General features: G+C 45.1%; 26 protein-coding genes and 4 pseudogenes. 11 read left to right on the top strand and 19 right to left on the bottom strand.

Annotation, left to right across the window (positions count from 1 at the left end; translation table 11 throughout):
- Positions 1-2: 2 nt before the first annotated feature.
- The 3 genes from FM037_RS10825 to FM037_RS10835 form a co-directional block, all read right to left on the bottom strand.
- Complete coding sequence (locus tag FM037_RS10825; protein WP_185977073.1) at positions 3-599, bottom strand: NuoB/complex I 20 kDa subunit family protein; 597 nt, start codon at positions 597-599, stop codon at positions 3-5.
- A gap of 59 nt (positions 600-658) precedes the next feature.
- Entirely contained in the window at positions 659-1,030 is a 372-nt protein-coding gene (locus FM037_RS10830) for an NADH-quinone oxidoreductase subunit A (RefSeq protein ID WP_144046009.1), read from the bottom strand.
- Between the two features lie 207 nt (positions 1,031-1,237).
- Complete coding sequence (locus tag FM037_RS10835) at positions 1,238-1,669, bottom strand: CBS domain-containing protein (protein ID WP_144046010.1); 432 nt, start codon at positions 1,667-1,669, stop codon at positions 1,238-1,240.
- A 296-nt stretch (positions 1,670-1,965) separates the two neighbouring features.
- On the opposite strand from FM037_RS10835, the gene FM037_RS10840 reads away from it, so the two are divergent.
- Positions 1,966-2,658, top strand: coding sequence for a TetR/AcrR family transcriptional regulator (locus FM037_RS10840; RefSeq protein WP_144048919.1), 693 nt, complete (start codon positions 1,966-1,968; stop codon positions 2,656-2,658).
- A 61-nt stretch (positions 2,659-2,719) separates the two neighbouring features.
- Here the strand turns inward: FM037_RS10840 and cysK are convergent, their stop codons facing one another.
- The gene (gene cysK / locus FM037_RS10845) at positions 2,720-3,688 is read right to left on the bottom strand and encodes a cysteine synthase A (RefSeq protein ID WP_144046011.1); all 969 of its coding nucleotides are present in this window, start codon (positions 3,686-3,688) and stop codon (positions 2,720-2,722) included.
- 304 nt (positions 3,689-3,992) lie between these two features.
- Between cysK and FM037_RS10850 the strand changes: the two are divergent.
- Positions 3,993-5,263 (top strand): annotated as a pseudogene (locus FM037_RS10850) (RDD family protein).
- Positions 5,264-5,534: 271 nt separating this feature from the next.
- Positions 5,535-6,774, top strand: a pseudogene (locus FM037_RS10855) (diguanylate cyclase).
- Between the two features lie 33 nt (positions 6,775-6,807).
- Here the strand turns inward: FM037_RS10855 and FM037_RS10860 are convergent.
- From FM037_RS10860 to FM037_RS29360, 9 genes and pseudogenes are all read right to left on the bottom strand, one after another.
- A complete protein-coding gene (locus tag FM037_RS10860; RefSeq protein ID WP_144046012.1) occupies positions 6,808-7,284 on the bottom strand; it encodes a MarR family winged helix-turn-helix transcriptional regulator in 477 nt (158 codons plus the stop codon).
- A 126-nt stretch (positions 7,285-7,410) separates the two neighbouring features.
- The gene (locus tag FM037_RS10865; protein WP_144048920.1) at positions 7,411-8,115 is read right to left on the bottom strand and encodes a TorF family putative porin; all 705 of its coding nucleotides are present in this window, start codon (positions 8,113-8,115) and stop codon (positions 7,411-7,413) included.
- A 29-nt stretch (positions 8,116-8,144) separates the two neighbouring features.
- On the bottom strand, positions 8,145-9,362 hold the full coding sequence (locus tag FM037_RS10870) for a BCCT family transporter (RefSeq protein ID WP_144046013.1): 1,218 nt from the start codon (positions 9,360-9,362) through the stop codon (positions 8,145-8,147).
- Positions 9,363-9,614: 252 nt separating this feature from the next.
- The gene (betA, locus tag FM037_RS10875; protein ID WP_229381154.1) at positions 9,615-11,309 is read right to left on the bottom strand and encodes a choline dehydrogenase; all 1,695 of its coding nucleotides are present in this window, start codon (positions 11,307-11,309) and stop codon (positions 9,615-9,617) included.
- Positions 11,310-11,318: 9 nt separating this feature from the next.
- Positions 11,319-12,782, bottom strand: a complete 1,464-nt coding sequence (gene betB, locus FM037_RS10880; RefSeq protein WP_144046015.1) for a betaine-aldehyde dehydrogenase — start codon at positions 12,780-12,782, stop codon at positions 11,319-11,321.
- On the bottom strand, positions 12,773-13,378 hold the full coding sequence (gene betI, locus FM037_RS10885) for a transcriptional regulator BetI (RefSeq protein ID WP_144046016.1): 606 nt from the start codon (positions 13,376-13,378) through the stop codon (positions 12,773-12,775). Before betI ends, betB begins: the two co-directional genes overlap by 10 nt.
- Positions 13,379-14,025: 647 nt before the next feature.
- Entirely contained in the window at positions 14,026-15,294 is a 1,269-nt protein-coding gene (locus FM037_RS29350; RefSeq protein ID WP_229381155.1) for a hypothetical protein, read from the bottom strand.
- 117 nt (positions 15,295-15,411) lie between these two features.
- Positions 15,412-15,540, bottom strand: a pseudogene (locus tag FM037_RS29355) (hypothetical protein); the annotation flags it as partial.
- On the bottom strand, positions 15,513-16,400 hold the full coding sequence (locus tag FM037_RS29360) for a carbohydrate binding family 9 domain-containing protein (protein ID WP_229381156.1): 888 nt from the start codon (positions 16,398-16,400) through the stop codon (positions 15,513-15,515). The pseudogene FM037_RS29355 and the gene FM037_RS29360, both read right to left, overlap by 28 nt.
- A 356-nt stretch (positions 16,401-16,756) precedes the next feature.
- On the opposite strand from FM037_RS29360, the gene FM037_RS10895 reads away from it, so the two are divergent.
- The 5 genes from FM037_RS10895 to FM037_RS10915 all read left to right on the top strand — a co-directional run bounded on the left by FM037_RS10895 (position 16,757) and on the right by FM037_RS10915 (position 21,479).
- The gene (locus FM037_RS10895; RefSeq protein ID WP_144046017.1) at positions 16,757-18,943 is read left to right on the top strand and encodes an OsmC domain/YcaO domain-containing protein; all 2,187 of its coding nucleotides are present in this window, start codon (positions 16,757-16,759) and stop codon (positions 18,941-18,943) included.
- Between the two features lie 138 nt (positions 18,944-19,081).
- Positions 19,082-19,372: a hypothetical protein gene (locus FM037_RS10900; protein ID WP_144046018.1), complete on the top strand. Its 291-nt coding sequence runs from the start codon at positions 19,082-19,084 to the stop codon at positions 19,370-19,372.
- Positions 19,373-19,543: 171 nt separating this feature from the next.
- Complete coding sequence (locus FM037_RS10905; protein ID WP_229381231.1) at positions 19,544-20,086, top strand: Crp/Fnr family transcriptional regulator; 543 nt, start codon at positions 19,544-19,546, stop codon at positions 20,084-20,086.
- Between the two features lie 59 nt (positions 20,087-20,145).
- The gene (locus FM037_RS10910; RefSeq protein ID WP_144046020.1) at positions 20,146-20,616 is read left to right on the top strand and encodes a GNAT family N-acetyltransferase; all 471 of its coding nucleotides are present in this window, start codon (positions 20,146-20,148) and stop codon (positions 20,614-20,616) included.
- On the top strand, positions 20,616-21,479 hold the full coding sequence (locus FM037_RS10915) for a DMT family transporter (protein WP_144046021.1): 864 nt from the start codon (positions 20,616-20,618) through the stop codon (positions 21,477-21,479). The genes FM037_RS10910 and FM037_RS10915 overlap by 1 nt, the downstream gene beginning before the upstream one ends.
- Positions 21,480-21,542: 63 nt before the next feature.
- On the opposite strand, the gene FM037_RS10920 is transcribed toward FM037_RS10915, so the two are convergent.
- The gene (locus FM037_RS10920; RefSeq protein ID WP_144046022.1) at positions 21,543-22,001 is read right to left on the bottom strand and encodes an Lrp/AsnC family transcriptional regulator; all 459 of its coding nucleotides are present in this window, start codon (positions 21,999-22,001) and stop codon (positions 21,543-21,545) included.
- 124 nt (positions 22,002-22,125) lie between these two features.
- Between FM037_RS10920 and FM037_RS28515 the strand changes: the two genes are divergently transcribed.
- Together FM037_RS28515 and FM037_RS10925 are read left to right on the top strand one after the other, a co-directional pair.
- Positions 22,126-22,668, top strand: coding sequence for an EamA family transporter (locus FM037_RS28515; protein WP_185977003.1), 543 nt, complete (start codon positions 22,126-22,128; stop codon positions 22,666-22,668).
- On the top strand, positions 22,602-23,033 hold the full coding sequence (locus tag FM037_RS10925) for an EamA family transporter (protein ID WP_185977004.1): 432 nt from the start codon (positions 22,602-22,604) through the stop codon (positions 23,031-23,033). Before FM037_RS28515 ends, FM037_RS10925 begins: the two co-directional genes overlap by 67 nt.
- A 153-nt stretch (positions 23,034-23,186) precedes the next feature.
- Here FM037_RS10925 and FM037_RS10930 read toward each other — a convergent pair whose 3' ends face one another.
- Both FM037_RS10930 and FM037_RS28520 read right to left on the bottom strand, forming a co-directional pair.
- Positions 23,187-23,849 carry a phosphatase PAP2 family protein gene (locus tag FM037_RS10930; protein ID WP_185977005.1) on the bottom strand — a complete coding sequence of 221 codons (663 nt, stop codon included), beginning with the start codon at positions 23,847-23,849 and terminating at the stop codon, positions 23,187-23,189.
- 166 nt (positions 23,850-24,015) lie between these two features.
- Positions 24,016-24,174: a hypothetical protein gene (locus FM037_RS28520; protein ID WP_185977006.1), complete on the bottom strand. Its 159-nt coding sequence runs from the start codon at positions 24,172-24,174 to the stop codon at positions 24,016-24,018.
- Positions 24,175-24,606: 432 nt separating this feature from the next.
- Between FM037_RS28520 and FM037_RS10935 the strand changes: the two genes are divergently transcribed.
- On the top strand, positions 24,607-24,960 hold the full coding sequence (locus tag FM037_RS10935; protein WP_144046025.1) for a YkgJ family cysteine cluster protein: 354 nt from the start codon (positions 24,607-24,609) through the stop codon (positions 24,958-24,960).
- Positions 24,961-25,160: 200 nt separating this feature from the next.
- Here the strand turns inward: FM037_RS10935 and cysZ are convergent.
- The 3 genes and pseudogenes from cysZ to FM037_RS30120 form a co-directional block, all read right to left on the bottom strand.
- Positions 25,161-25,479, bottom strand: a pseudogene (cysZ, locus tag FM037_RS10940) (sulfate transporter CysZ); the annotation flags it as partial.
- Between the two features lie 258 nt (positions 25,480-25,737).
- Entirely contained in the window at positions 25,738-26,091 is a 354-nt protein-coding gene (locus FM037_RS10945; protein WP_144046026.1) for a hypothetical protein, read from the bottom strand.
- On the bottom strand, positions 26,046-26,357 hold the full coding sequence (locus FM037_RS30120) for a type II secretion system protein (RefSeq protein WP_144046027.1): 312 nt from the start codon (positions 26,355-26,357) through the stop codon (positions 26,046-26,048). Before FM037_RS30120 ends, FM037_RS10945 begins: the two co-directional genes overlap by 46 nt.
- Between the last annotated feature and the right edge of the window lie 16 nt (positions 26,358-26,373).

Here is a 26,373-nt window from a genome sequence, read left to right on the forward strand (position 1 = left end):
CTTTATACCCTGTCTGGCGGCGTGAGTTTATTGCTAGCGACTCTTAAGGCATGTTTTTCATCCCGGAGGTTACGGCAGGAAAAGGATTCTATCTCTTGTGGGGTGATGACGCGGTTGAGTGGTCTTCGCTGTCTGGCATCGCCATTCTTGATGGCCTCTTGTAGTAAAGTGAGCCCATACATCAGGGCTTCAGGTCTGGGTGGGCAACCCGGAACATAAAGGTCTATGGGGAGGAATTTATCTGCACCCTGGACCACGCTATAAACATCATACATGCCGCCTGAATTGGCACATGAGCCCATGCTTATTACCCACTTGGGTTCCAACATCTGATCATAAAGGTGCTTGATCACCGGGGCCATCTTAAGAAATACTGTACCGGAGATGACGATGAGATCGGCTTCTCTTGGCGTCGCTCTAATGACTTCGGAGCCAAATCTGGCGATATCATGACGACTGGTGAAAGAGGTGGCCATCTCGACGTAGCAGCAAGATAAGCCGAAATTAAACGGCCATAAGGAGTTGCTTCTTCCCCAAGCGACTAGGTCTTCTAAGCGGGTGACTAACAGGTTCTTCTCTACCACCTCTTGCATGCTCATTGAGGCCGTTGGAATTGTCTGAGTGTCGTTAATATCAGGTTTGGTTAATTGCCATCGCATCAAGATTCCCCCTCTTTGCGAATTCCCCAATTGAAGGCGCCTTGTTTGATCTCATAAATCAAGGCAATGAACAGGGCTAAGATAAATAAACTGGCTGTGAGCAGGCCGGGCCAACTTGTTTCTACTACCACCAAGGACCAGAGGTAGAGAAATACGGCTTCGATGTCGAAAATTACGAAGGAGATGGCGATTAAGAAATAGTTTACGTTCCAGCGAATATTGGTATCACCGACGGGGACTATGCCAGATTCATAGGGGTAGGCGTTGCTTCTCTTATGACCTCTGGGGTTTAGGGCATGCGACAGAATAATCATCGTCATGGTGACTATGATTATTGCCAAAACATAGAAAATAAAACTCGCAGATACCATAGCTCAGCGCCTTATTCTTTGTTTCTTATCCCAAAAGACTTAATTTATAGGCCATGCCTTAATTGTGATAAAGCATAGTCCAAAAAAATGAGTTCAAAAAAATGAGTTAGCTAATATTTTTATTTTAATGAGTGACTTGTGTTCGCATGCTTGACTGCATTGATCCGCTGAGATTTTAGTCCAGGTTGGTATCATCGCGAGTACAAGCTAAACCAAACGGGTGTGTCCACGCTCATACATGGCTCTTAAATGGTCGTCTAAGGCCTTTAATACCGCTGAGCGATTAATTACGCCAATTAATTTATCTTCTTCATCTACAATAGGGTAAATTTTAGGCTTGTGATGGGTCATCTTTTGCGCTAGGTCTAAGACAGATGCTTCCTTCTTTACCGTAAGAGGATCGCCATGCATCACATCTCCTACAGCATAATGATTTTCGTTGAGGTAAGTGGCTTCCAGCATCTTGATTAAGCAGTCTTGTTCAGACAGAAAGCCTATGACTTTTCTATTTTCATCAATAACGGGCCCACCAATTTGTTTGTTATGCAGGAAGAGTTCAACTGCCTCTGCGATTGGCATATGCGCTGTAAATGTAACTGGATGTCTATTCATGTAGTCAGCAATTTTAATCGACTCCATAGTTCGCTCCCTTATTGCAACTGAGTGGTCCTGTCTGTCATATTAAGTTGACGTTATGTTAAAATGTAAGTGTTTGGTAAGTGATGTGCCTAAGCATCTGAAAATATGCTCTGTTGTTATAAGATTAGACGCAATTTCTTGTTTTGTTAGAGAGATAAACAAAAAGAATTAAAAACAAATGTCGGAACAAAATTTATAGTGACTTATATTGGTACAAGTGAAAATGTTAAGCTTAGTGACTATTTTTCAAGATATTGCCAGCGTAATGAGCTGGCTAAAGAGCAGAAGGACTCATGATGACTCATCAGTTAACCTATGTGGGACGTCAAACAAGCCGAAGTGATGGCGAGGCGAGGCGGCTGGTTATTTTAGAAGCCACCCTGAGGCTTATTGTCAGAGAGGGGATCCGTGGGGTTCGCCATCGCGCCGTGGCGAAAGAAGCCGATGTGCCTTTAGCATCTACCACTTATTATTTTAAAGACATCAAAGATCTTATCAGTGATTCATTGACCTATTTTGCTGAAAAAACCTTATGGATGAATAAAAAGTTAGAAACCCGCAGCTTCGAGTTACTCAAACAATTCAGCAGTGCGAGCCTAGGAGCCGACGAAGAAGCATATAAAGCTAGCGAAAGCACTGAAGTTTTAGTGAGCAAGTTAACGCAATTTATCTGTACCCATATCCGAGAGCAGGTGTCCTGTAGAGATGATCGTATACTGGAGGTGGCTTTTCATGAGGAAGCGCTCAGAAACAAACAACTTGCCAGTGCGATAAAGCAGTTAGATGAATCTTTACTGGCGACCATTCAAGGTTTTTTCGAGCAGCTGGGTTCGTGCAGCTCGTTGGCGGATGCCTACCAAATATTAGGCTTGATAAAGCTGCTCGAATACCAATCTATCGTTCGAGACGATAATAGTGAGTCCGGGCCCGAGTTTGAAAAAATAATCAGTTCGACGATTCGAAATATTATCAGAGGTATTCTTGCGTAACGGGGAGGCATAAAAAAACCGGATATCACATCCGGTTTTTTAATTCCAATATCAGTGATTCTTACTGAACATTTTCAGCGTCAGAGAATTCGCCCTGGAATAATACTGAAGAGAGATAACGCTCGGCAGCAGAGGGTAAAATCACAACTATGGTCTTGCCTTCAAATTCTGGAAGCTCGGCAATGCGATTTGCAGCCACTACCGCTGCACCGGAAGAGATACCCACTAAAATACCTTCCTCTTTCATCAAACGTTGAGCCATTTCGATTGACTCTTCGTTAGTCACAGCTTCGACGCGATCGATTATCTCAAGGTCTAAGTTACCAGGAATGAAACCAGCACCGATACCTTGGATCTTATGTGGTCCAGGTTGTACTGGTTGACCTGCAAGAGTCTGGGCGATAACCGGTGAATCCGCCGGCTCGACAGCAACAGAAGTGATTGCCTTACCTTTAGCATTCTTAATAAAACGGCTCACCCCAGTGATAGTACCACCGGTGCCCACACCCGCAACGATAACATCGACTTCACCGTCGGTGTCGTTCCAGATCTCAGGACCCGTTGTCTTTTCATGGATCTCTGGGTTAGCCGGGTTATCAAATTGCTGCAGTAATACATATTTCTCAGGAGCAGATTGGCGAATTTCTTCGGCCTTGTCGATAGCGCCCTTCATGCCTTTAGCACCATCGGTAAGCACTAAATTAGCCCCTAAAGCTTTGAGTAGCTTACGGCGCTCCAGGCTCATGGTATTTGGCATGGTTAGAGTCAGCTTATAACCGCGTGCTGCTGCAACATAAGCCAGGGCGATACCTGTATTACCCGATGTTGGTTCGATCAGCTCTTTATCTTGAGTCAGCAAACCTTTCTTCTCAGCATCCCAAATCATATTTGCACCGATGCGGCACTTAACGCTAAAGCTTGGATTTCTGGCTTCTATTTTGGCTAAAACATTGCCTTTGCTCACACGTTTTAGGCGAACAAGAGGGGTGTTACCTATGGTATAAGAATTGTCTTCGAAAATTTTGCTCATTGCTTGCTGCTCCTTTGAATATCCAAGCTAATCATAATCGCCTTTAGCGGCAATAGAAGTGATAGTTTGTTCTTCGTTATTCCATTTAGTTATGAAACATCATGTATCTAGTATTAAACCTTGAGTTGGAAGTCGGTTAAAAATGTTAACCTATTGTATCTGTAATTGATTCTGGCTTATATCTACTACTAAATCTAAGATGTTTAATATAAAGGTATTTACCTACCTTAGGTATAAAATATTTGCTCACTTTGGCATAAGTTTATCTGTGTATAAACTAAAAAAATAATAAAAGCGGATAGCTATGATAAGTGCAACTCACGAGAAAAAATCTGAACACGTCTCGCAATTGGCTCCTAAAACCGATCCTAAATCAATCGTCACTCCCTTTGCCTTCGAGATTGCACCTCAGGTGCTCTATACCCCATTAGCGACTCCAATGAAGCGTGGCTTGGCCATGTTGGTCGATGGCTTGTTGATTTCCGTGCTCGCTGAGCAGGCGGGCTGGGTGTTTATCCTATTAGTTGGTTTGACCTTGCTGATCCAGAAAAAGAGCCGTGAACTGGGGAAAATATTTAAATGGGGCCTGTATATTTCCATGTTGGTGATGATGCTTTGGGTGACAATAGGGAACTTCTTATCCTCAGCCGATGATGATGATTTAAATATAGAGTCAGGCTTCTCCGCTTCGCCAGTGACAATGGAAGCTGTAGGCCAGCTTATTGGTTATGTACCCAATATTATTCGTTTTAGCAGTTGTTTAACTTTGGATTGCGCCGAAACTGAGCTAAATGAGTTAGTGCCTGCACTGAGAGCATCACAATTGCCAATTTCTGAGCAGGCCTCGATACTCAAGGATACCATAGAAGATCTTGCCTTATCGGAAGCCGACAAGGTAAAGCTTAAGCAGAATATAGCGCAAGGCCTGGCCGAATTGGATGAGTTAAAATTAGGTGAGGTAAATGGGCTCGAGAAAGATAAGTTAAATGAGGCTAGTGTCATTAAGGAGACTGAATTAGTACCGCCACAGGGGTCTGAACAATCCGGTGATGAGGAAGTCTTAACCAATACTCGGGTGTTACAAGAGCTGAACCTACCAGAGGAAGTCCAGGAACTGCATGAGTTTAGCCAATCGGGTGAGATGAGCCAGTTACAAAAATTAGACAAAGAAGATGATGAGGGGATGACTACAGTATAATTTCCTGGGCAAAAGGGATACTCAATGACTTAGGTTTGGGCTTTGGTTGGGCTGCATTTTACTTCACCGTATTTACCGCCTGGTTTGACGGACAAACTTTGGGCAAGAAGCTACTGGGGATTAGAGTCATCCAACTCGATGGCACTAAACTCTCTTTATGGGATTCTTTTGGTCGTTATGGTGGCTATGGTGCTGGATTTGCAACTGGGCTGCTTGGATTTCTACAAATATTTTGGGATGCAAACAGGCAGGCAATACAAGATAAAATTTCGGCAACGGTCGTGATTGATCTCAATAGGGCAAGAACAACACATGTCGATGATAGTGAGTCGTTCAATCTCGATAGAAGCGCTAAAACACTCGGTAATTATCTGTAAGGGTCGATAAGGCATCGCTTGTACAAAATTATCGATACTATCAGGTAAATCTTTTGTGGCAAACAGAGCTAAAGTGCTACCTTTAATAGATGCAACAAAACATATTCGGCTCCATGAAGGGGTGGCATAGTTCAAAGACGTAGCAGTGGATATAAACGAGAAACGGAATCCTCGCCAGAACACGCTCATCAGAGAAATATATGATAATACCTATGAGGGAAATAAAAGTAAGTCATTATATTATAAATAGAATAAGCCTTAGGAGAATAAATTGCGTATTTTAGTCGTAGAGGACAGTAAAGTTGTGTCCCGTATTTTACAGCATCTTATTGCTCAGGAGTTAGACTGTGAAGTCGATTTCGCGGTGGATATGGCGTCGGCAAAATTGCTATTAGAACAGAAAAAATATTTTGTCGCGATCACAGACTTAAATCTGCCCGATGCCCAGGAAGGGGAAATCGTCAGGCTGGTTCTGTCAAAAAAGACGCCCTGTATCGTGCTCACCGGAAGTCTGGATTCAGAGAAGCGTCAGCGCCTGTTACAACTCGGCATTGTCGATTATATCTTAAAAGAAAATCGTTTCAGTTACGAATATGTCGTCCGTTTAGTTCGTCGTCTTCAACGTAATATAGACGTCAAAGTCCTTGTTGCCGATGATTCCGTGGTGAGCCGAAGATTTGTCAGAACTTTACTCGAGCAGCACCTCTATCAAGTTATCGAAGCCGATGATGGAAATTCGGCTTGGGAGATATTACAAAGCCAACCAGATGTCCAGCTGCTTATCACAGACTACAATATGCCAGGTTTGGATGGTTTTGGTCTCATCTTGAAGGTCAGAGAAAAGTTCAGCCGGGAAGAGCTGGCGATCATCGGCCTGTCCAGTGATTCGGATGAGAGTTTGTCTGCACGATTCATTAAAAATGGTGCCAATGACTTTCTGAAGAAGCCCTTCGTCCATGAAGAGTTTCACTGCCGAGTGCTCAATACTTTGGACTCTCTGGATATGATCCGTAAGCTGTGGGATCAAGCTAACTTAGATTACTTAACTGGTGTTTATAGCCGTCGATATTTTTTCGGGCTCTTTGAAGAGCAAATTGAACAAATTAAGCAGAAGCAGGGGTATTAACGGTTGCCTTGTTGGATCTCGATTTCTTTAAGAGGGTCAACGATACCCATGGCCATGATGTGGGAGATGAAGTGTTAATTGAGTTTTCGGCTCGTTTAAAGCATTTCTTCGGTCAACACTTTACCGTATTTCGATTCGGTGGTGAGGAGTTCACCGTTGCGTTTAAAGGCCTTAATCAAGAGAAAGCCTTTGCCTTGATGGATAAGTTTCGCTCTCAACTGGAGATGAAGCCTATCGTGACTTCGAGGGGGATATGTTTATCACTGTGAGCACAGGTATTGCCGGACTGGCAGATGATGGTCTGGATGGACTTATCCAAAGAGCCGATAAGGCCCTTTATGATGCCAAAGAGTCTGGTCGAAACTTAGTCTGTATCGACGCCTAAGCTCGCCTTCGTTTTTAGAAACCAGCGGTGACGCTACTCTTCGGCTTGAATCTGGCCCACCAGTAACACAGGAGCTGCATCGAGTTCCTGGGCATCCATCATCGAGGCGATACGCTCTACGGCCGACAGCAGTTGACTCTGCTCCCACCCTTCGAGGTTTTGATAACGGGTAATAAAATGTTCTTGAAGGGGCTTTGGGGCGTTGCTCAGTAACGCTTGTCCATCTTCACTCAATGACAGATGCACTTTGCGTTTATCTGTTTTACTACGAGTTCTGAACACCAATTTACGGCTTTCGAGTCTATCGATAATCGTGGTCACAGTGGCAGGACTCAGGGCAACTTCTTGGGCTATCTCTTTGACGAGAGGTGCGTCCAACTGGGCAATGTTTTGCATGACCATGAGTTGAGGGCCAGTTAACCCCGATTGCTTATTCAGCTGACGGGAATGTATATCGATGGCCCGAATAACCCGGCGCAGTGAAATCAATAGTTGTTCGTACTTTTCCATAATCCTCCCCTCATTTTTGAGCACAATAACAGAATTCTTAGTGGGACTCACGCAACAAAAATGCAGAATAACGTTTAAGCGCTATTCTGCATGTTTTATGGACTAACCTTGCCTAGCAAGGCCAAGTTAGAAACCAAAGGTTCGCGCTACAGACAATACCGCACGGGTATCGCTGGTATCCATGTTCATGCTGGTATCTTCCACCGCGAGATTAAAGTCGAAGCCTTTCCAGCTTGTCATATACTCGGCGCGGTAATGGTTGTAGGCCTTATCTCCATCCCATGCCCATTTGTCTTCATCGAGAGAGGTTGAGCGATCGAAAACGATTCGAATGTCATGACCTTCGGCAATATTAAACGTATGAGCTGCCATCATGATGTAATGGCCTGCATCGACACCAAAATAATCCCATGAATACCAGAAATTAAGTTCACTCTGGCCGATTGATGAAGCATAACCAAACTTAGTGTATAGCTCAGGGTATTGGTATTCATCTGAACCAGAGTCACCATGATAGGTGTAATAAGCGATACCGGCGTCCAGAGACACGCTCTGTGTTAGCTGGAAGAACTTACCGCCATAGAAATCTAACTCTAACCAGGTATCGTCACCCGAGCCAAAGTCGACATTTGAGGCCCAAGTGCCAACATACCAACCTGAATCTGCTGCATAATCCAGGCTGGCTTGTAAGGCCGGGCCATTATCTGTTTGGCTCACACCGTTGAAGGTGTAATCAGATACCGCCGTGACGGTCGAGCTTACGCCTGCCATTGCCGTTGTCGGTAGGGCTATTAATCCCAGTAATGCTAGATTTTTTATTGTATTGTTCATCATCTTCTCTTTGTTTTATTTTCAGCTTATTAGTTAGCTAATTCAATTTTAGTAAAATCAATCTTGTTTTCTTTAGGTGATTGCTCGATGGTCGCCACTTGCTTATATTTCTTCGCTAAAATATAACCGAAGCAACCTAAAATCAGACCGATAGCGACCGCACCTACCCACTGTATTTGCAAGAAATCCAGTTGGAACAGTAAGGTTAATCCACTCATAAGCACTATGTTGCCGATGATGTACTTGGTCTTACCGAAACGCTGTACAGTTAAGTTTAGATTGTCAGTATAGAGTCGAATGAGTGAATCCAGTGAATTGACTACAAAGGTGATACCTACCATGACCATAGCTAAGTTATAGAAACCTGTGGTCGCGATTTCGTTGGCGCTGTAGTAGTAAAGCACAGTAAACCAAACTGCGATTGGGATAGATGGGAACACCATCATGGCTATCAGCACTTGATAGGTCTTCATACCACCCACGAAGCGAGAGGTAAATTGACCAATCATGATGCTCCAGGCAAACCACCAAAACAGGTAGAATTCATGGTAATCATTCATCGGTAATACAAAGTGATGTAGGTTGCCGAAGTAATCGCCGATCATGGCAAAGGTGGTGATAAACTCGCCGACACCGGAGCCGTCCGACAAGAAAGCGCCAGCCCACATTATCACGATCAAGCCTAAGAACATCCAAGTGCTGGCTAAGCTCAGGGTTCGGACGTAACGAATACTGGTACTGGAATAAACAGCTGTGGCAATCACGGCAAAGACAATCAGATAGAAGCTGCTGACAATAGTCTCACCGTCGCCCATCCCCGGCAGATACCAAGGTAGGTTAGTCAGCAAGAGGTAAGCGGTGAAGGCACAGGTACCGATAATGACCAGGTTATTGATAAACTTAATCAGCGGGATCTCAAAGAATTTAACTCTCGGCTCTATCACACAGAAATAGAAGCAAGTTAAGAAGTAAAATGCCCAGATCAGAAATGCCCAGAAGCCAAACTCTATGGCCAAAGGATTGCTAAAGCCGTATTCAGGGCTAGCAGTCACATCAGCATATCCGGCAAACTCGGTGAGGGGGAACATGATGAGTCCCACGTCGAGTCCAGAGGTGAAGAGTATGGCGATAAAGGTGAAAGTACGAACGGGGGTGACACCGATACATTCCACATTACCCCAACGGTAAATCACAAAGGCGATAGCGGCGAAGGTAAATAATATCCCGATAGTAAGCCAGGTTGTCATTATTGAGTCCTCGCCTTAATATTATGATAAAACATAGGTTTAGTTCCTTATTTTTATTCTAAATGTGCCAAGGAACAAGGTTTTAAACTCGTAAGAATCCCTCAAGCCTTAAACATCGATGCGACAAAATTTAAGGATTGATAAATTGAACTTGGCGTTAATAGGGCCATTTAGCCGATACGGCTCAGGTTGGCCTTACTACCTGGTAATTACCTCTTGTCCTCATGCCTCGGGCTAACGAGTCATCAGGGGTTATCTTTTTGGTGGGTTTAGCCTCTGTTTCTGCTGCCAATCACTGGCTAAGGTGACGGGGACCGTACTGGCTGTCAAAGGTGCATTGCCCAAAATAAGATCGGCAGCGCGCTCGGCCACCATGATTGTGGGTGAGTTAAGGTTGCCATTGGGAATGATAGGGAAAATCGATGAATCAACCACCCTAAGCCCTTGGATGCCATGTACTCTGGTTTCTGAGTCCACTACAGCCATAGCATCTTCGCCCATCTTGCATGAACAGGAGGGGTGGTAAGCACTCTCGACCGAGCTTCTGACGAAGGTATCGATCTCTTCATCTGTTTGAATCCCAGTTCCCGGTTGGATCTCTTCGCCACGGTACTCATCGAGCCCAGGCTGATTAATGATCTCTCGGGTTAAACGTACACAAGCCCGAAAGCCCTCAATATCATCTTGATGAGATAGGTAATTAAATTGAATACTCGGGGCCGCATGGGGATCGCTGGATACGACCTTGACAGCACCGCGACTCTTTGGCTTGTTGTGACCTATGTGGACCTGGAATCCGTGTCCCGCGAAGGCCTCTTTACCGTCATAACGCATGGCTGCAGGCAGGAAGTGATATTGCAGATCTGGCCACTCAAGTCCTGGTTTGGAGCGAATAAAGCCACAAGACTCGAAATGATTGGTCGCGCCTAAGCCAGATTTATTTAAGATCCAGCGGGTACCGATAAACAGCTTATTCAATGGATCGAGTTTACCATTGAGCGAAATGGGTTTAAGACACTTAAACTGAAAATAGAACTCGAGATGATCTTGTAGGTTTTCGCCTACACCAGGTAATTCATGTATCAGGTCAATACCTGCTTTGGCCAAAGTATCGGCCTCACCTATGCCTGATAACTGAAGAATGTGTGGCGAGCCGATGGAGCCTGCGCTCAGTACTACTTCATTGTTGCACTCGATATCGGTAATTTTGCCCTTGCGCTCATAACGAACACCGACCGCTTTTTTACCCTGGAATAGCACCTTGTGTACCAAGGCATGGGTAACGACTGTCAGGTTACTGCGTTTCATCGCAGGTCTAAGGTATGCATTGGCCGTCGACCAACGTACGCCATTCTTGATGGTCATATGCATAGGGCCAAAGCCCTCTTGCTGGGTACCGTTATAATCCGCCGTTGCCAAGTATCCGGCATCGACACCGGCATCGACGAAGGCCTGATATAAGGGGTTCTTCATATTGTTGCCGTTATTGATCGCCAGAGGTCCCGCATCACCACGGTACTCATCAGCGCCAAAGGCCCAGGTTTCGGCTTTCTTGAAGTAGGGCAGGCAATGGGCATAATCCCAATCTTTTGCGCCGCTTTGCTGCCACTCATCGAAATCACGGGCATGACCCCTTACGTAGACCATGCCATTGATAGAGGAGGAGCCGCCTAATACTTTTCCACGTGGGCAATGCATACGGCGATTGTCCAGGTGAGGCTCGGCCTCAGTCTCAAACTGCCATGCGTACTTAGCACTGTTCATCGGGATCGACAGGGCTGTCGGCATCTGGATGAAGATGCTTCTATCACTGCCACCGGTTTCTAATAAGAGTACCTTGTTCGCCGAGTCTGCCGACAGTCGGTTGGCTAATACACAACCTGCACTGCCAGCGCCAACTATGATGTAATCGTACTCGGATTGTTTTTGTGTCTGGGTATTTGTCATATTCATGTCTTAAAACGGGCTTTCCAGTGGCTGCATACCGACATACACAGCTTTAATTTGAGTATAGGCTTTCAAGGTCTCGCTGCCGTTTTCACGGCCTATGCCTGACATCTTGTATCCACCGACGGGCATCTCAGCAGGGGAGGCGCCATAGGCATTTATCCAGCAGATCCCTGCCTCTAGTTGATGGATCACGCGATGGGCGCGGGTGATATCTTGAGTAAAGACACCGGCGGCTAAGCCTAAACGGGTATCGTTAGCACGTCTGATCACTTCATCTTCATCAGTAAAGGTCAGTACCGACATCACAGGGCCGAAAATCTCTTCTTTGCTCAGGGTCATTTCATCGGTGCACTGAGTAAAGATGGTAGGGGCGACGAAGAAGCCATTAGGGGCATTCTCTGGTCGCAAGGCCTGACCACCTGTAAGCAGATGTGCGCCTTCTTCCTTGCCAATCTCGATATATTCGAGCACTTTTGCTTGGTGGTCTTTTGAAATGAGAGCGCCAAAGTTAGTGGCTGGATCCATAGGATCGCCGCAAACTATATTCTTCTGTGTGCGCTCAAGCAGTTTCTCGATAAAGCTTGGGTAAATGTCTTGCTGGACAAACACCCGGGTGCCGTTGGTACAAACTTCACCTTGAGTGTAGAAGTTACCTAACATGGCCGCAGATACCGCATTGTCGACATCGGCATCGTTGAAGATGATCAGAGGTGACTTGCCGCCTAGCTCCATGGTCACTTGTTTCAGTGAGCCCGCTGCCGCAGCCATCACTTTTTTACCTGTACCGACTTCTCCGGTGAAGGATACCTTAGCGATATCCTCATGTGTCGTCAGCCATGCACCGACGCGGCCATCTCCCTGAACGACGTTAAACACGCCATCGGGTGCGCCTGCTTGAGTGAAGACTTCAGCCAGATTCAGTGCTCCTCGTGGCGTCTCTTCAGACGGCTTAAAAATCATCACATTGCCGCATGCCAGTGCCGGTGCCGATTTCCAGCAGGCTATCTGCAAAGGATAGTTCCATGCGCCAATACCGGCACAGATCCCTAGAGGCTCACGGCGGGTGTAATAGAAATCATCGCCAACTTGCTGTTGATTACCTTCGATACTTGGCGCTAGTCCTGCAAAAAACTCGATGGAGTCGGCTCCAGTCACTACGTCGACCTCAGAGGCCTCTTGCCAAGGCTTACCTGTATCTTGTACTTCGATTACGGCAAGTTCGTCATTGCGCTCTCGCAGAATCGTCACTGCCTTTAATAGAATGCGACTACGTTCCATCGGGGTCATCTTTGACCAGATGGCAAAACCTGTCTTGGCACTTTCTATGGCCGCTTGTTGAATTTTTTCATCAGCGACTTCAACTAAGTAACTGACTTCTCCGGTCGCCGGATTAATGACTTCGAAGGTTTCACCTGTGTCATTGGAGAGAGATTGTCCGTGGACATAATTTTGATAAACAACTAATGACATTGATGTTCTCCATACTGGATGATCACAGCCTCAATAAAGGCTTTACATAATAATTGGGCTTGCTCGAATTCTTTCTCGGGGTAGGCGCTCAATGCGCTGCGTAGCCAAAACCCGTCAATCATAGCCGCAGTCTGTTTTGAGGCAGTTATTGCCTCAGACTCAGGAAGTAATTGCTTAAAAGAAAACAGTAAGTTGCTATATAGACGTTGGTTGTTGATGTGTTGCAGCCTGGCTAAACCTGGCTCGTGCACTGCCTGAGACCAGAAGCTTAACCAAGTCTTAGTAGCCGGGGTTGAACGTTGAAACTCGGTAAAGTTGGCTTCGACAATCATGAATAGACGTTCGATTGAGGTCAGGTTTTTACCTGAGGTGCGACTCAATAAAGCCAGTTTAAGTTCGTCGAGAAGATGCTTGAGTGTCGCCTCTATCAGACCTTGTTTACCACCAAAATAGTGACTGATTAGCCCGGATGATGTGCCGGCTAGATCGCTAATGGTATTAATTGTGGTGTGGTGTAAACCATGACGTTCAACTGAGATCAAAGTTGCGTCGATTAGCTGCTGTTGTCTCACAGCTTTCATTGGCGGCCTGGGCATAAAAAAGCGAATTTCCGTGTTTTAACTTGTTAATTGAACGTTCAATTAATTACAACTCTAATGGTTAGAGCTGTAACTATCAAATCAAATTCCAAAGTGAGAACTCAATCACAGATTTTTTTAGGCTTTGCGATTAGAAGGTTTCACGTTGTAAGGTACTGTTTATCAATGAGTAAGTAAAATGTTGAATCCGAAGTGTTAATGGAGAAAAATATTTCGATATTTTATCTAAAATTAGTTTCAACCCTAACTTTTGTCGAGGTTTGGCTTTAAATTTAGTCAATTGAAAAATCTAATAACGGTTTAATTTTTTTGGAGGGAAGTGCTTTTATTGGGATAAATATTTAATTTTTAGCGTCGGTGTTTCTACAAAGAACAGCATCGAAACAGAGCACCAAAAATCGGTACCCTTAGCAATTAAAGCCGATTTTTACTCTACTTCGTCACAAATCATCCATCAGCCGAAAGCCGTAAGTTATAAGCCATAAGTTAGAGTAACCAAGCATAACTGAGTTTCATGTTTTGTATAAGGTTTGCTCATCTTTTACTGTACTCACTCACTCACTAGCTAGAGTAACCAAGCATAACTGAGTTTCATGGCTTGTATGAGGTTTGCTCATCTTTTACTCTACTCACTTACTCACTAGCTAGAGTAACCAAGCGTAACTTAATTTCATAAAGTAGGTTTGCTCATCCCTCGTCAGAGAATCTATATCGTCGTTTGACTGCATACCGTCTGAGTAACCCAGGTAAAACACACTCTGTGGGTTGAGCTTGTAACCGTAGAGGATCTCACTGCCTAGGCTCTGTTCGTTCTCTTTTGGTGTGCTGTAGAGGTATAAACTTGGATTGCGTTGAATATCTGTATAGATACTGGAGATGCGAATGAAGTTGTTGATATTGAAATACCAACTGAGGCGCATGTCCGTCAAGTTAGCGGTGAACAGCTCGCCATCATAAACATCTAAGCTGCGATACATATGGGATAGCTCCAGAGATACGCTGTCTGTGATATTCCACTCTACTCCTGGGTTGATAAACAGCTGAGTGCCTAGTCTGTCGTTGCTATAATCTATGCTGTCGCCGTAATCGGCATCCAGTTCTATGCTTATCTGCCTGAAAGGGGTAAATTCGAAATAGAGCCAGCCAACATTTTCGGTAAACATCTGCGTGTTTCCCTCGATGGCCAGACTCGAAGCATCATGGCGTCTGCCGACACGGTCTCGATTGACAAAGCCAATGGCGGTGAAGCTTTGCATCGAGCCCTCAAGCTCTATTCTTGCTTCTGTCTCCTCTTCGATTAACTCCCCAGCTTGGTTGTGGCTGATATCCCAGTCGCCACTGAGTTCGATACGGTTGAAGCTTGAATTAAGGGGATACCAAATATAGCCACCGCCCGCGACCAACTTAGTCACATCGACTCGGCTGATAAAGCCTAAGTCGGCTCTGAAATCGTCACCAACCGATTCATATTGAGTGAAGGCAAACCAGTTGCGGCGTTTATGGACGTATTTGAGTCGATAAAAATCATCACTGATCTCATCATCTAGTTTGGTCCGCAACACGCGCTCATTGATGCCACAATCACCCAGCTCACATGAACTGTCGGGAATACAGGTATCTTCCGAGCAGAGCTCCTTATACAGAGAATCGGGATATTCCGTGGTCGAGAATACATATTGTGCAGTAATGGTATCTTGTTTTGTCGGCTGGTATTTCACATCACCACTGGCCACATAGTTATGGTATTGCTCGCTCTGTTTGGCTGTGACAAGTGCGCCGATAGAAAGCTCACTGCCAAAGTCGGCTCGGTATCGCCCCGCAAGGTTATAGCTTTCCTCGTCGATGCTGGCGATATCTGAGCTCAAGTTACCCGGTACCAGGAAGTTGGTCTTAGTGTCGTTGGTGACCATCACGGCGAAGGTGTGGTTATCGATCTTACTGGTGAGCTTGACACCATAGTCGGGTGAGATGATATTTCGGGTATGCAGCAGCTGCAGTTGAGTGTCGAAGTAGTCCTTATTATCGAGGAAGAAGGCCCGCTTCTCCGGGTAGAAGAGGGCGAAAGTGCTGTTAATATCCAGCTGACCCGCATCGGCTTCGACCTGAGAAAAATCAGGGCTTATGGTGGCACTCAGTAAGGTATTCGGGGTGATCCCCAGCGAATATCCAGTCCGGGCTCTATGTTGTTATCACTCTGCCAATCCTCTAACGGATCTAAATCTCGCTGACTGTTTTTGTTCATCACCAGTGACGGTGTGAGCTGTAGATCTTGGCCAGACTCTATGCCGCTGAGGCCTGTCGCCGTGCCTAACTGGCAGAGTTGGCAATTATTGTTTCTGTCAATGGAGTGGGTCGACAGTCTATGGGTCTTATCTCTCGGGTAAAAACGAATAAACTCGATGCCCCAAGTCTGCATGTCCAGCTTGCTATCGAAATTAAATAGTCTTAAGGGCAGCTCTATTTCCACCACGTAGCCTGTATCGTTTTTTCGGGCACTGCTGTGCCATATCCCATCCCAGGCGTTACTCTCTTCACCGGTAAGCTCATTCTCTATGGAGTCCATCTGCACGCCATAGGGGTTAACGAAGAACTGATAAGCGAGGCGCTCATCATTGAAGGTGTCTAGCTTGATACCGATTAAGTCGTCACCCCAAAGAGAGTCACGGTCGGTGATATTGGCGCGGATAAGGTTACCACTGACACTGGAATCAGGGTCTTGGGCGATAAAAGAAACAAATAAACTGGTGTCAGTGGCGAAGATTTTGACCTGAGTCGCCACCGGTGCGGCTATGTTCTCCCCTGGGCTGGTTTCATATTTTAGCTCAGCATTTGCCGCCAGCTGCCACTGACGCTCATCGAGCCGTCCATCTATGGTGATGCCTTGTTCCAGCGTTGGAATATCGATATGAAATTGCTGGCTCGTCCCAGCTAAAACTGAAAACGCGCAGGCGGATGAGGCTAATAGAATAGTAGAGAGCAGGGGACGTACTAGATGTTTAGATGTCACTTTAAAAGTCATTATGTTACTGCTGATCAATTTATGTTGTTGTTGTGTGTGCGAACTGTGACAGGTGAAGGCGGTTATGCGAAGCGCTAGCCGACTGGAATATGTTACAAAAATTGTCAGCATTAGAATGAGGGTCGTTTGGATTTTAACTTTGGCTTGTTTAGGGATGGGATTTCTGCTTTTGTATCTGTGTTTTAAATTCAAATATCACAGGTAAGTTCCTAGCTTACACACACCATTTTTCTTTAAAGGCCCTTATTTAAGTCGTTTTTGCAATTAACCCAAGACTATTGGGCTAAAAACACCGATAATTCTCATCAATTAAGACAAGCTCGCCGATTGACAGCGCACGTATCTGGACATATTTAATGGAAATCAAAGTTAATTTTCTCGACAATCTTAGACTGGAAGCAAAGTTTGATGATTTTACCGTCACCGCCGATCAGCCTATTCGCTATAAAGGCGACGGCTCAGCTCCCAGCCCTTTCGATTATTTCTTAGTATCGTCAGCTCTTTGTGCGGCCTACTTTGTAAAGGTGTATTGTAAAGCTCGTGACATTTCAACGGAAAATATCAGACTGTCACAAAACAATATTGTCGATCCTGAAGATCGCTACAACCAAATTTTCCAAATTCAGGTCGAGCTTCCCGATGACATTTCTGATAAACATAGAGAAGGTATCTTACGTTCGATCGATCGCTGTACCGTGAAAAAGGTGGTACAAACAGGCCCAGAGTTTAAAATCGAAACGGTTGAAAACTTAGACCAAGACGCTAATGCCATGTTGATGGGGCAACCCGATGACGATACTAGCACTTACATCTTGGGCAAAGACCTGCCACTCGAGCAAACCATCTCGAACATGACCGGCATGTTAGCCGACCTTGGTATGAAAATTGAGATATCTTCGTGGCGCAACATAGTCCCCAATGTGTGGTCTTTGCATATTCGCGATGCCGCATCTCCCATGTGTTTTACCAACGGTAAAGGCGCAACCAAAGAAAGTGCGCTTTGCTCTGCACTTGGCGAGTTTATCGAGCGCCTAAACTGCAACTTCTTCTATAACGATCAATTTTTCGGCTCCGATATCGCAAACAGTGAGTTTGTTCATTATCCCAATGAAAAATGGTTTCAGTTAGAAGAGGACGATGCGCTACCGTCTGGTATTTTAGATGACTATTGTTTAGATATTTACAATCCAGATGGTGAGCTCAGTGGCTCTAACCTCATCGATACCAACTCGGGCATGGTTGAGCGTGGCATATGTGCGATTCCCTATGTTCGTCACTCAGATGGAAAAACAGCGTACTTTCCCTCGAATTTGATCGAAAACCTATTTTTAAGTAATGGCATGAGCGCAGGCAATAACCTGCAAGAAGCTCAGGTGCAATGCTTATCTGAGATTTTTGAGCGCGCGGTTAAAAGACAGATCATCGAGCAAGAAATAATCTTGCCAGACGTGCCCATGGATGTGCTGGAAAAGTATCCAAGTATCTTAGCGGGCATCAAAGGCCTAGAAGCACAGGGCTTTCCTGTTGTGGTTAAAGATGCGTCTCTGGGTGGCCAATTTCCGGTAATGTGTGTCACCTTGATGAACCCGAGAACGGGCGGGGTATTTGCCTCTTTTGGTGCTCATCCTAGTTTAGAAGTGGCGTTAGAGCGTAGCCTGACTGAGTTATTACAAGGTCGCAGTTTTGAAGGCTTAAACGACGTACCTAAGCCCACCTTCGATAGCATGACTGTCACTGAGCCAGAAAATTTTGTCGATCACTTCATTGATTCAACTGGGGTTATTTCCTGGCGCTTCTTTAGCAGCAAGCATGACTATGAGTTTTGCGAGTGGGACTTCTCTGGTAGCAACGAAGAAGAGTGTCAAAGCTTATTTGGCATATTAAAAGGTATAGGTAAAGAAGCTTACATTGCTGAATTTGATCAACTCGGTGCCTCAGTGTGCCGCATTTTAGTGCCGGACTATTCAGAAGTGTATCCGGTAGAAGATCTTATTTGGGATAACACCAATAAGTCACTCCATTATCGCGAAGATATTTTAAATCTTCATTCGCTGACTGATGATGAGTTAACCAGCCTAGCTGAGCGTCTCGAAGAGAGTCAATTAGATAACCAAACCGATATTCCTACCTTGATTGGCATCGTATTTGATGACAATACCCCTTGGGGTCAGCTAACCATTATTGAGCTCAAGATTCTGATCTACCTTGCCTTGGGCGAACTTGAAGACGCCATGGAGCTTGTCGGCGAGTTCTTGCAGTACAATGACAATACGGTAGCGCGTGGCCTGTTCTATCAAGCGGTACATGCAGTGCTTGAGGTTAGCTTAGATGAAGAGTTGGCACTCGAACATTATATTAATAACTTCAATAGGATGTTCGGTAAAGACATCATGGATAATGTGGTTGGCTCAGTGACAGGTGAGATTAAGTTCTTCGGGCTGACCCAAACCAGCATAAAGCTCGAAGGCATAGAGCCGCATCTAAGGCTGATCGAAAGCTACAAAAAGCTTCATCAAGCCCGCAAAGTTAGCGCATCGAATTAATACGTTAAATTCTTTATTGCTAAGAGCTAACAGGCCCATCAAATGATGGGCCTGTTAGCATCTAGACTTAGTGGTTTTCAAGGCTGTTTGACTTTAATTCGCTCTGATTCCTTTATCCCGTGACACAGAGAATGATGAATGAAAAAAATTGATTATTTAGTTAAAGTTACGATTTTACCTGAAGATTTGAAACAAGCCTCTAATGACCGAGCTTGTGAGCTATTTCGTACCTATCAAATATATCAGCTATTAGTGGAATCACATTTATTGTGGAGAGTATGCCTGATAGATGAGTTTGACCATACATGGGTTGAAGTGAACTTTATTAACAACGATGGAGAGCCTGAGTTTCACACCATCAAGCTGGATGAAGGAACCTATCAAAGAGTTGAATTTGATACTTACCGAGTTCTAGACTCATTAGCCTGAATTCACGTTATAAGTTAGAGAGTTTAGGCTGCTGTAATCAGTAGCTTATTTGATTTTTCTTACTGTAGCTTGTTAAAGTTGTAGTCTGAACTCCCCATAAAAAAGTAAGATTATGACCCAAGTAAAAATCCGCAGAGAGCAAGTTAAAATCAAGGAGATACAGTGAACGGGATGACAGAGCAGCTTAGGGACTTGCTTGAAAAAAGTCGTCATTCTAGCTCGTACCCGTTAGCTAAAGGTCAGCAACTCTTTAATTGTGGTGACAAGACCGCGCATGTCTATTGGCTCGAACAGGGCTTGCTGTGCGCATATTTTGTTACCGCAGAGGGTAAAGAATTTTGCAAAGAGTTCTATTGGCAAGGGGATGTGATATATGGCATGCGCAGCCTACTCGGTAATGAACCTCTGCCTTATAGTGTGGTAGCCCTCGAGCCGTGTAATTTGCTGCGCTTATCGGTAGACGTCTACCGGACAATGATCGATCAAGATCCACAATGGGCCGATTACCACCGTGAGCAGCTGGAGCAGCACCTGTTAATTAAAGAACGTAAAGAAGCATTTCTGCTGTTAAACACTCCCGAGCAACGAGTGTTCGCCTTTCATCGTGATTATGGCTTCCTACTACACCGTATCAAGGACTACCAGATAGCTTCCTATCTGGCGATGACTCCGATTAGTTACAGCCGCATAAAAAAACGCCTTAACTTAACATAAGTTAATGAGCCCCATGGCCATTCCTCATAGACTTTAGCCATTAACGAGGAAGGATAACCATGCATTTTATAACCAAAAGCTTTAAAGAACTGACTATAGATGAATTGTATGAGCTGTTGCAGCTGCGCATTGAAGTCTTTGTGGTCGAGCAGACCTGCTATTACCAAGATCTTGATGATAAAGACCGTCACCCTGGAGCCCAGCATCTGCTCGGTTATCACGACGGCCGTTTAGCGGGCTATTTACGAACATTGCCAAGAGGCGTGTCTTATCCAGAGTATCAAAGCATAGGCCGGGTTGTCACCAGTGATGCAGTGCGTGGTCAAGGGACAGGGCATCAGCTGTTAGAGGAGGGCGTCGCGCTGTGTTTAGCCCAAGACGCCGAGTTAGCAATCAAGATCTCTGCCCAGGAACACCTACAGGGCTATTATGGCCGTCAGGGATTTGTCACCGTTTCTGACGTCTATCAGGAAGATGGTATCGACCACGTGGCCATGGTCAGAGCGCCGCAACAACTCATATCGCAGTAATGAAATACTCTGGTGGACTGCTGATGGCCATGGCCTTGTTGGTTTTGGGCAACCTGTTTGCCACGCTCTCCGATGTAGTCGTTAAGGCCCTAGGTGATGGAAATACTGTGTTTCAATATCTGTGGTTACGCCAGGTGGCAACGCTTGTGTTGGTGTTTCCATTATGGTGGGCACAGGGCCCGAGTCAGCGCCGTCCTGGCGCGATCAAAATTCACTTGCTCAGGGCTCACCTGAGCATTATCGGTGCGACTTGTACACTTTTCGCGTTATTACACTTGAGCCTCGCCACCGCCAATGTCATTTTCTATGCAGCGCCGTTATTAACTGTGTTAGCAGCCTTTATATGGCTTAAAGAGAAGGTTCAGCGCCAGCGTATTATCAACGCTGTGATTGGTTTTATTGGCGTGATGATAGCCTTACGTCCGGATCAGCTGCATTGGGCTGCACTGGTGGCTTTTGTGGTAGCCATAACCATCACAGGCTTTAATTTATTAGTGGTGAAACTGCCTAAGACTATTTCGGTGGTGAGCGTCATGATGTGGACTAATCTGTGTGCACTACCGGTGACTAGCATATTGGTCTTGGCTACCTGGCAGCCTATGAGTGGCCAAGAATTTCAGGATCTGCTGATACTCGGGACCTGCGCCGCCATTACCGTGGGTATTTATCAGGGCTGCGTGGTGCTAGCGTTTCGACAAGCCGATGCCAGTGCCGCAGTCATTGCCGAATACAGCGGCCTGATATTCGCCGCACTCTTTGGTTATTACTTGTTTAACGAATCCTTAGATATCTATACTTCAATGGGCATCTTGTTGATCATATTGCCAATTGCACTTCAGGCTTGGCAGGGAAAACGGCAATAAATAAGGCTTAAGCTATAAATCGAGCTCACATGCTAAGACGTATCGCTCAACATGTGAGCTCGGTTAAAGTGAAGCTGGTATAGGACCGTTTATCTTAGCGTGTCTCATCACTACCTGCGTTTGAAACACTTTCACCGAATCATCTTTATGCAAGACTCTGGTGGTGAATTCATCGTATGCTTCCATGTCTTTTGCTACCACCCGCAAGATCAAGTCAAAGTCTCCCGTCACGTACCAGGAATCTAAGACTTCAGGTTCTTTGTTAATCCGAGTTAAAAACTGGTTTAGTATCGAACTGTGATCCCTTTCTAAGGTGATCATCACCATCATGCTCAACGGCCAGCCCATACTCTTAGGTTTGACTACCGCAATCTCTCGCTCTATGACGCCACTTTTACGCAGCAGCCTTACCCGGCGATAACAAGCGGGTTCTGACAGGCCAATCTTGTGGGCTAAATCGCCCATTGAGACTTTCGCGTCAATTTGTAGCTGTTCGAGGATTTTTAAATCAATGGCATCCATAACTTCAAGATCTCTTTTGCATGAATCGTGATAAAAATTATCATTTTCGGTTTAAGTTTAGCAGTTATTACGCTTGCATTTTGATAAAATTTATCACTCTTATTGGGTGACGAAAGTAAAAATCATGAAAGGTCTACTAATCAACAATGAAACAGCGCTGTCAGTTATGGCTGTTGCTCTAGCGATGATGTCGCTAACGGCTGGGGCGGCCTTAGCCAAATCGATGTTTTCCTATATTGACCCAGCCAGTGTGACCGCGATACGATTCATCATGTCAGCCGTGTTTCTCACCTGTGTACTGCGGGCTTGGGAGGTGCAATTAACCCGGGACAATATCGGCACTGTCGTGGTGTATGGCAGCATGATTGCAGGAATGAATCTGTTTTTCTATCTGGCAATCGAGACTATACCCATTGGCATGGCGCTCGCCATTGAGTTGGTGGGGCCGCTCTGTGTCTCTATCGTCTATTCACGCAAGCGCTCTGATGTTATTTGGGTGGCCTTAGTGGCTGTTGGGATAGCGATTTTACTGCCAACTTCAACCAGTGTGATGAATCTAGACGCGACAGGTGTGCTCTACGCATTGGTCGCTGGCGCCTTTTGGGGGCTTATGTCATTGCGGGGAAAAAAGCCGGCAGGCAACACGGACAGAAGGCGCCGGCTTTAGGGTTAATTGTTGCGTCTATACTCGTCTTTCCCATCGGAATTGAAAAATTATCATTCAGTATCATTGATTGGAATGTGATCATGTTAATCGCTTTGATCGCGCTCTTGTCGAGTGTGATCCCGCTTATCCTAGAGATGAAAGCGTTACGGCATTTGCCGACAAAAACCTATGGCGTCTTAACCAGCGGCGAGCCTGTTGTGGGGGCAGCGGTTGGTTTCTTCATGTTAGGTGAGCAGCTTACCACTCTTCAACTTCTCGGCCTCGCCACCATAGTAATAGCGTCCATAGGCACTGTAACGTCGCCAATACCCAATATTAAACGGGTAAATAATAAAAAGGCTATGGGCGTAACCATGACTAAATAAACAGAACCTCCTTATAATATTGATTAATAATAGGTAGCCTGATTTTTCTGCCCACATACTCAGCAATGTGACGGCCATAGTCAAAGAGCTCAAGATCAATCCATTAAAATGGTTGGAACGTATCACTTTCATCAACAGAAATGCCTCTTGCTGCTATGGATGTAACCTTTGACGTTTAGCCGTTATGCTTGCCATGGTTTCCCGCATAGCAAACATAAGCACTGCAGCAATACTTAGGGTGAGCAAGCCCCACCTAACATATTGTACGATGGAAATATCTGAAAAGTCGTAGCCCGTATGCAATTCACTCGACACTAGAGCCGAGAAAAAGAGTAAATAAGCCAATAGGCGCTTTCTGAACGTGAGTCGGATTAAAGGACATATGTGACTCGCGGCATAGGCACAGCTAAGACCCACAATCGCCCCCATGACTACATCAGCAGGCCAATGTGCTCCCACCAAGATCCGTGATATTCCTACTAATGTCGCCATGAAGATCATGCTCATCCTGAGAAATGCCTGCTGGTTTGAAAGGTAAATGAGCCCAGCGAATAGGAATGCGGTGGCGCTATGTCCGGAAGGAAAGCTGTGCTTGTGTCTGGCCTCTCCGATCACGTTTAAATGTTCCAATATCACAGCTGGCCTTGGCGCATCGAAGTACTGCTTAAGCAAGGGGACAAAAATCAGGCTTAACAAGGCTGCAAGGAGCACTCTACAGATCAACTCAGGACGTTTGACTAGATAGCATAAGATCAAAGCCCCCAGGGTGATGCCATTACCAAAATCGGAGACCAACGCCGAGATCCAATTCGGCATATAGTTACTCATTTCATTAATGCCATGAAATATTAGATAATTGCTAGCTTGGTTTAAGGTGAACAAATGCAGAAGAAATAATATGCATAAAATGATGGGGAAACCGCTCATCAGACTGTTCGTTTTGTCTATGGAACGTTTATTTATTTGTTTAAATGCAGGCAAGTTATATCTCCATAGTGGCTAGTGGGTACAAATTAACTCTTGAGGTGTAAAATAGGTCCGGGTGGTTGTAGATGTTACCGTTACGGACGTAGGTATTGCTTTGTGCAATGGCTTGGAAGGACATCAAGGTTATTGAGATAATTGAGCTTATTCTTTTCATTTTTGATCTTTATTGCACCTGTACATGACTATGGGGTCACTATATTCCACCTGCAGACAGGACACTGTATCCAAATGTAACCAGAGAATGTTTGGGAATGCTGGTGATCCATATCTGTTAGCTTGCAATGAATAACAGTACATCTAGCCACTGAGTTATACTGCTTCTACTTGATGATTTATCTCTTAAATTAAATGAAACTCATCGCCACAGAGATACCTAATTGAGTCATTTAATGAGGTTAGCCATAGTGCGCTTTAGTAACCGCTAACAGCAGTCACGTTGAACTTCGCCTTCAAGACATCACCTACTAGTTGCACCTTCTCTGCTATCAGTAATCGAGCCCATCGCAGTTCCTACTAAATCGCCTTCTTTTAATGAATTAGCTATAGCGCTATAATTGTCGCGAATTGTAAAAGAAGTTAGGTTCGAATGAATAATAACAGAGAGATAATCGCGATTCTTCGCGAGCGTATTCCGTCGTTTGAATGTGTGAAGGGGTGTCACGATTGTTGTGGACCGGTAACGACTTCTTCGGAAGAAATGTCGCGCCTGCCAGTGAAAACTGATGCTGAACATGAAGCCGCATTAGATGAGTGGAACTGTGTACATCTGGGACCTAATGGTTGCGAGGTATATGAGGAACGCCCCTTGATCTGCCGTGTGTTTGGCACAACACCGAATATGCCCTGCCCAAATGGTTGTCGACCAAAAGAGATGATTGACTCGAAAACTGAGGGTCAGATCCATCACTACATCGCGAACACACGACAAGTCTTGGTGTAAGTGATCAATCACAGCTCAGTTATGGACTCATTCATTGAGTCCAACTAGCATCAAGCCCCAAAAAACCAATGAAACTAAACCCCAAATAAAAACGTTAACCTGAGACGTTACTCAGGTGCTATCTCTGGATATTTATAGGCTTCATGATTGCTATCTTACTCATCATAGCGCCACTAACACTTAAGGGATGGCTGGATAAGTTATTCAGGTGCTATTTCTGGGTGTTTATAAGCTTCACGATATTTATCTACCCATGGCTGTCGCGCCACAAATAGCCACTGGCATCACGATAAAGTTAACTGTCGGGATCATCGAAAATAGGGTAACGGCGGCGCCGAAATTGAAACTTGTTCCCTTGGTTTGATTGAGGGCGAATTTCATGTCGGGGAAGGGCACCTTATGGTTATCGAAGGGATAATCACAGTATTGTATCGCCATCATTCAGGCACTAAACAGGAACCAGATGATGGGGGTAAAGGTTTGACCGACGAAGGAGACCCAGAACAAGATCAGGCAGATGAATAACGAGACATCCATTTTTATTCTAAGGGAGATAGCCAAGGGATCCTCATCTGACAATCTTGGTTATTGGTTATTGGTTATTGGTTATTGATAGTCAATCACACAAATTTTGATAAGTTGGTCATTCCGTAAAGTGAGGGACGAACTTATACGGAATCTAAGGCGCTTAAGTCTAGCTGGATCCCGGATATCTAGTTCCTCGATTCCGGGATGACGAAAGCAGTCAGTTTTTAGATACGACTCGGCATCATACTCTTAGCAACTCGAGTCGATTAATTCGACTCTAACCTTATCTCCCTGCGCATTTATACCCGAGTATTGCAAAAAGCATTGTGACTCGACAGATAAACCTTTGGGCACAAAATTGACAAAATTATCATTGCCGTGGATATAAATACCCCACTGGCGAGTAACGACAGAGGACTCACCCTTGAGATGCTCGGCATCTAATGCTAAAACCTGAGTAATACTTTCATATACGGCGGCACTATTATCAGCACTACCATAGTTACTTGTGTTGGCTTTTCGTGTCACCTGCAAAGAGGAGGGGATATGACCATAGGTCAATACGGCGCTGCCGATGCCACCTCCCAGCTGAACGTCGGCCACAGCTTGCCGCTCTTTTCCCTGTAGTACAGCTTTAGAGTAGACCAGCTGGTTTCCGCTTGAAATAGCCCCCTTACGCCATTTAATACTGAACGATGAGCCTCACTTTTTAAGTTGATAAATTTGGGCGTCGCAATGACTGACAAAATGCCCAAAATCACTATCACTATCACGAGTTCGACTAAGGTAAAACCTGAATCTGTTGTTAATCTGACTGCTGGACGCAAGATTATTGCCTCTTTTGGTACTACTGCTACTGCGTTGGTCATTGTGATAAACCCGTTG

The organism is Shewanella psychropiezotolerans (assembly GCF_007197555.1).
Taxonomy (GTDB): Bacteria; Pseudomonadota; Gammaproteobacteria; order Enterobacterales; family Shewanellaceae; genus Shewanella; species Shewanella psychropiezotolerans.

What these genes read in the sequence shown, in the direction of transcription:
- FM037_RS10825 (WP_185977073.1), bottom strand. Translation starts at nt 599, where the DNA reads ATGAGCATGCAAGAGGTGGTAGAGAAGAACCTGTTAGTCACCCGCTTA.
- FM037_RS10830 (WP_144046009.1), bottom strand. Translation starts at nt 1,030, where the DNA reads ATGGTATCTGCGAGTTTTATTTTCTATGTTTTGGCAATAATCATAGTC.
- FM037_RS10835 (WP_144046010.1), bottom strand. Translation starts at nt 1,669, where the DNA reads ATGGAGTCGATTAAAATTGCTGACTACATGAATAGACATCCAGTTACA.
- FM037_RS10840 (WP_144048919.1), top strand. Translation starts at nt 1,966, where the DNA reads ATGACTCATCAGTTAACCTATGTGGGACGTCAAACAAGCCGAAGTGAT.
- cysK (WP_144046011.1), bottom strand. Translation starts at nt 3,688, where the DNA reads ATGAGCAAAATTTTCGAAGACAATTCTTATACCATAGGTAACACCCCT.
- FM037_RS10860 (WP_144046012.1), bottom strand. Translation starts at nt 7,284, where the DNA reads ATGGAAAAGTACGAACAACTATTGATTTCACTGCGCCGGGTTATTCGG.
- FM037_RS10865 (WP_144048920.1), bottom strand. Translation starts at nt 8,115, where the DNA reads ATGAACAATACAATAAAAAATCTAGCATTACTGGGATTAATAGCCCTA.
- FM037_RS10870 (WP_144046013.1), bottom strand. Translation starts at nt 9,362, where the DNA reads ATGACAACCTGGCTTACTATCGGGATATTATTTACCTTCGCCGCTATC.
- betA (WP_229381154.1), bottom strand. Translation starts at nt 11,309, where the DNA reads ATGACAAATACCCAGACACAAAAACAATCCGAGTACGATTACATCATA.
- betB (WP_144046015.1), bottom strand. Translation starts at nt 12,782, where the DNA reads ATGTCATTAGTTGTTTATCAAAATTATGTCCACGGACAATCTCTCTCC.
- betI (WP_144046016.1), bottom strand. Translation starts at nt 13,378, where the DNA reads ATGCCCAGGCCGCCAATGAAAGCTGTGAGACAACAGCAGCTAATCGAC.
- FM037_RS29360 (WP_229381156.1), bottom strand. Translation starts at nt 16,400, where the DNA reads ATGACTTTTAAAGTGACATCTAAACATCTAGTACGTCCCCTGCTCTCT.
- FM037_RS10895 (WP_144046017.1), top strand. Translation starts at nt 16,757, where the DNA reads ATGGAAATCAAAGTTAATTTTCTCGACAATCTTAGACTGGAAGCAAAG.
- FM037_RS10900 (WP_144046018.1), top strand. Translation starts at nt 19,082, where the DNA reads ATGAAAAAAATTGATTATTTAGTTAAAGTTACGATTTTACCTGAAGAT.
- FM037_RS10905 (WP_229381231.1), top strand. Translation starts at nt 19,544, where the DNA reads ATGACAGAGCAGCTTAGGGACTTGCTTGAAAAAAGTCGTCATTCTAGC.
- FM037_RS10910 (WP_144046020.1), top strand. Translation starts at nt 20,146, where the DNA reads ATGCATTTTATAACCAAAAGCTTTAAAGAACTGACTATAGATGAATTG.
- FM037_RS10915 (WP_144046021.1), top strand. Translation starts at nt 20,616, where the DNA reads ATGAAATACTCTGGTGGACTGCTGATGGCCATGGCCTTGTTGGTTTTG.
- FM037_RS10920 (WP_144046022.1), bottom strand. Translation starts at nt 22,001, where the DNA reads ATGGATGCCATTGATTTAAAAATCCTCGAACAGCTACAAATTGACGCG.
- FM037_RS28515 (WP_185977003.1), top strand. Translation starts at nt 22,126, where the DNA reads ATGAAAGGTCTACTAATCAACAATGAAACAGCGCTGTCAGTTATGGCT.
- FM037_RS10930 (WP_185977005.1), bottom strand. Translation starts at nt 23,849, where the DNA reads ATGCCGAATTGGATCTCGGCGTTGGTCTCCGATTTTGGTAATGGCATC.
- FM037_RS28520 (WP_185977006.1), bottom strand. Translation starts at nt 24,174, where the DNA reads ATGAAAAGAATAAGCTCAATTATCTCAATAACCTTGATGTCCTTCCAA.
- FM037_RS10935 (WP_144046025.1), top strand. Translation starts at nt 24,607, where the DNA reads ATGAATAATAACAGAGAGATAATCGCGATTCTTCGCGAGCGTATTCCG.
- FM037_RS30120 (WP_144046027.1), bottom strand. Translation starts at nt 26,357, where the DNA reads ATGACCAACGCAGTAGCAGTAGTACCAAAAGAGGCAATAATCTTGCGT.